This is a genomic window from Kineococcus indalonis (assembly GCF_009906395.1).
GTDB classification, from domain to species: Bacteria; Actinomycetota; Actinomycetes; order Actinomycetales; family Kineococcaceae; genus Kineococcus; species Kineococcus indalonis.
This window is the reverse complement of sequence record NZ_JAAALM010000444.1, coordinates 1-3,444: the sequence shown is the minus strand read 5'-3', so window position 1 is coordinate 3,444 and position 3,444 is coordinate 1. Positions and strand designations below refer to the sequence as shown.

Sequence of the window (3,444 nt, the reverse complement as noted above, 5' to 3'; positions counted from 1 at the left end):
GCCTACGCCGTGCCCGGCGCCGGCCTGGGCACCGCCGTGGCCGCCCCCGGGCTGGCCGTGGCCGCCACCGTGCTGCTCGCCGCCGGGGCCCTGCCGCGGCGGGGGCGCGCGCGGGCCTGACGGCGCGATCGGCGGCAGGATGGGGGCATGTCCGAGCACCCCCGCGTGGTCGTGATCACCCCGCAGGGCATGGGCATCGCCGAACCGCCCGAGGAGGGCGAGCCCGGCCCGGCGGACATGGTCAGCCAGCCCGCGAAGGTCATGCGCATCGGCAGCATGGTCAAGCAGCTGCTGGAGGAGGTGCGCTCCGCACCGCTGGACGAGGCCGGCCGCCACCGCCTCGCCGAGATCCACGAGCGCTCCCTCAACGAGCTGGAGGACGGCCTGGCGCCCGACCTCGTCGAGGAGCTGCGCCGCATCGCCCTGCCCTTCGCGGAGGGCTCGGCGCCCTCCGAGAGCGAGCTGCGCATCGCCCAGGCCCAGCTCGTGGGCTGGCTGGAGGGCCTCTTCCACGGCATCCAGACCGCCCTGGTCGCCCAGCAGATGGCCGCGCAGGCGCAGCTGCAGGAGATGCGCCGCGCCCTGCCCGGCGCGGTGCCCGGCGTCCCGGGCGCGCCCGGCGCCGCGCGCGGCGGGGTGCCGCGGGTGCAGCCCGGCGGCACCGGGCAGTACCTGTGAGGCGGGGGCGCTGAAGCTCGCGTTCTGGCGCCGCACCCCCGACCCGCTGGGCCAGGGGGTGTGGTCGCGCGCCGAGCACGCCGTGGACCGGGCGGTGCGCCGCGTCGAGCAGGTCGTCGACGGGTGCCCGCCCGGGCCCGAGCGCACCGCGCTGGAGGAGTACCTGCCGCGGGTGGACCGCGTCGCCCGCGCCGCGCGCGCCCGCGCCGTGCAGGCGCAGGCCGAGGCGCCCTCGGACGGCTTCACCGTCCCCGCCGGCCCCGAGGGCCGCCACCCGGACGTGCACCGGCGCCTGACCCGCACCGCCACCGCCTGCGCGCAGGTGGCCGAGGCCGCCGCGATGGTCCGCGTCGGCGGCGGCTCCCTGGCCTCGGTGGAGCGGGCCGTGGTGCGCGCCGAGGAGCTCGCCGGGCTGCGCTGAACCCCGCGCCGGCCCCGCGCCGACCCCGGGCTGGACGGGCGCCGATCCCGGAGCGGGACCCCGTGTCGGGGCGCGGTGCCAGAGTGTGAACGTCAGACCACGGACGGCTCCCAGGAGGACCAGCGGTGCACATCGACAACGCACGTGAGCTCAAGGCACGGCTGCGGGCCCGCTCGGTCGCGGTGGCCTCCCTGGCCGCGCCGGAGGGCGTCGCCAGCGTCGGCATCAGCCTGCTCGGGCGCGGCGCCGACGGGCCCCGCTACGGCCTGGCCGTGCGCTACTCCGGTGAGCGCGGCGAGAGCCTGCTGGGCCAGGCCCGCGAGCTCGCCGGCACCGCCGCCGCCGCCGAGGTCGACGTGCGCGACGTCGGGCGCGTGCGGGCCCTGACCGCCCCCGCCGAGGGGCGCACCTGGACCCCCGCGCAGCTGCAGGCCCGCGTGCGCCCCCTGCACCCCGGCCTGTCGATCGCCCACCGCGACGTCACCGCCGGCACCCTCGGCGCGTTCGTCACCGTCACCGGCTCCGACGGCGTGTACGTGCTGTCCAACAACCACGTCGTGGCCGACTCCGACCGCGCCGCCCTCGACGAGCCGGTCCTGCAGCCCGGCCCCGCCGACGGCGGCACCGCCGCCGACCGCGTGGGCCGCCTGGCGCGCGCCGTGCCGCTGGACGCCGGCGGCGGCAACGCCGTCGACGCCGCCCTGGCGCTGCTGGAGGACGTCGAGGGCCCCGAGGGCTTCGAGCCCGTCTACCCGGTGGGCCGCCTGACCGGCTGGGCCGAGGCCGACGACGAGGTCGAGGTGGAGAAGGTGGGCCGCACCACCGGGCACACCCGCGGGCGCATCAGCGCCATCGAGCTGGACGACGTGGCGGTGGAGTACCCCGTCGGCGTCGTCTCCTTCGACGGGCAGATCGAGGTCACCGGCGCCGCCGGGGCGTTCTCCGCCGGCGGCGACTCCGGCTCGCTGGTCTACCGGCCCGACACCCGCCAGGCCCTCGGGCTGCTGTTCGCGGGCAGCGAGCGCGGCGGCGAGAACGGCGCGGGGCTCACGTTCTGCAACCCCATCAACCTTGTGCTGGACGCCCTCGGTGCCACACTGGTCGTGTGACCCCTGGTGACACCGATGGTGTGAACCCCTCTTCCCGGGGCGGGGCCGGTGCCGCGCGCGCCGCGAAGGCGCACGTCCGTCAGCTCGTGGGCGGCGACTCGCGCGTGAACGGCATCGGCCTGACCCGCCACCACCACGAGTGGGCGGTGAAGGTGAACGTGCGCGACGACGCCGACCTGCCGGACCTGCCCTCGCAGGTCCACGGCGTGCCCGTGCTGGTGCGCGGGATCGGACCGATCACCCCGCACGGCGGCTGAGCAGCCGCTCCAGCACCTGCGCCACCCCGTCGTCCCCGCACGCCGGGGCGACGTCGTCGGCGGCGGCCACCGCGTTCGGGTGCCCGTCGGCCACCGCGTAGGAGCGCCCCGCCCAGCGCAGCATCTCCAGGTCGTTGGGCATGTCCCCGAACGCCACCACGCCCTCCGGGCCCGTGCCGCGCTCGCGCGCCACCTCCGCCAGCGTGCTGGCCTTGCTCACGCCCAGCGCCATCACCTCGATGAGCGAGTCCACCGCGTTGGAGTGGGTCACCCCCACCAGGTCGCCGACCTCGCGCTGCGCCACCTCGAGCATGCGGTCGCTGTCCACCCCCGGGCACTTCGCCAGGACCTTCACCACCGGCGGCGACCCCGCCAGCAGCTCGCCCAGGTCGCCGACGGCGTGCTCCAGCCCGGTGTCGAAGCTGGTGGCGTAGGCGTCCTCGCGGCGGAACCCGCTCACCGCCTCCAGCGCGAAGCCGATGCCCGGCAGCGCCGGGCGCAGCCGCGCGGCCACCTCCCGCACCACGTCCGGGTCGATGGCGTGCCGGCGCACCACCTCGCCGCTGTCGAGGTCGAACACGACGGCGCCGTTGGCGCACACCACCTGCCCGGCCAGCCCGGCCTCCTCGGCCAGCGGCGTCACCCACCGCGGCGGGCGGCCGGTCACCGGCACCACCGGGATGCCCGCGGCCGCGCACGCCGCGAACGCCTCCAGGGTGCGGCGCGACAGGGGCCGCTCGCGCGGCACCACCGTGCCGTCCAGGTCGGTGGCGACCAGCCGCCAGCCCGGCGCGAACGCCGCCTCGGCCGCGTCGTCGACGGTGGTGGCCTGCGCCTCGGTGCTCACGGGCCCCATCGTGCCAGCAGCGGGCGCGGGGGCGTGGCGGGTCGCTGGCCGGCCGCAAGCGCGCCGCAAGGTCCGGGCGCGACGGTCCCGGTGCCGGACCCCGCCGGCACCGGACGAGGAGCCCCCGTGAGC

The 3,444-nt window shown here is 77.9% G+C and carries 5 protein-coding genes; 4 read left to right on the top strand and 1 reads right to left on the bottom strand.

Annotated elements, in window-relative coordinates; translation table 11 throughout:
* Nucleotides 1-147: 147 nt before the first annotated feature.
* The 4 genes from GTR00_RS17145 (at nucleotide 148) to GTR00_RS17130 (ending at nucleotide 2,465) form a co-directional block, all read left to right on the top strand.
* Nucleotides 148-678, top strand: a complete 531-nt coding sequence (locus GTR00_RS17145) for a bacterial proteasome activator family protein (RefSeq protein WP_166612798.1) — start codon at nucleotides 148-150, stop codon at nucleotides 676-678.
* 58 nt (nucleotides 679-736) lie between these two features.
* Entirely contained in the window at nucleotides 737-1,099 is a 363-nt protein-coding gene (locus tag GTR00_RS17140; RefSeq protein WP_166612797.1) for a hypothetical protein, read from the top strand.
* 125 nt (nucleotides 1,100-1,224) lie between these two features.
* Nucleotides 1,225-2,208, top strand: coding sequence for a chymotrypsin family serine protease (locus tag GTR00_RS17135; protein ID WP_166612796.1), 984 nt, complete (start codon nucleotides 1,225-1,227; stop codon nucleotides 2,206-2,208).
* Nucleotides 2,209-2,228: 20 nt separating this feature from the next.
* Nucleotides 2,229-2,465, top strand: a complete 237-nt coding sequence (locus GTR00_RS17130; RefSeq protein WP_166612795.1) for a hypothetical protein — start codon at nucleotides 2,229-2,231, stop codon at nucleotides 2,463-2,465.
* Here the strand turns inward: GTR00_RS17130 and GTR00_RS17125 are convergent.
* Complete coding sequence (locus GTR00_RS17125) at nucleotides 2,446-3,312, bottom strand: HAD family hydrolase (protein ID WP_205706044.1); 867 nt, start codon at nucleotides 3,310-3,312, stop codon at nucleotides 2,446-2,448. The two genes, GTR00_RS17130 and GTR00_RS17125, sit on opposite strands and share 20 nt — an antisense overlap.
* Nucleotides 3,313-3,444 lie beyond the last annotated feature (132 nt).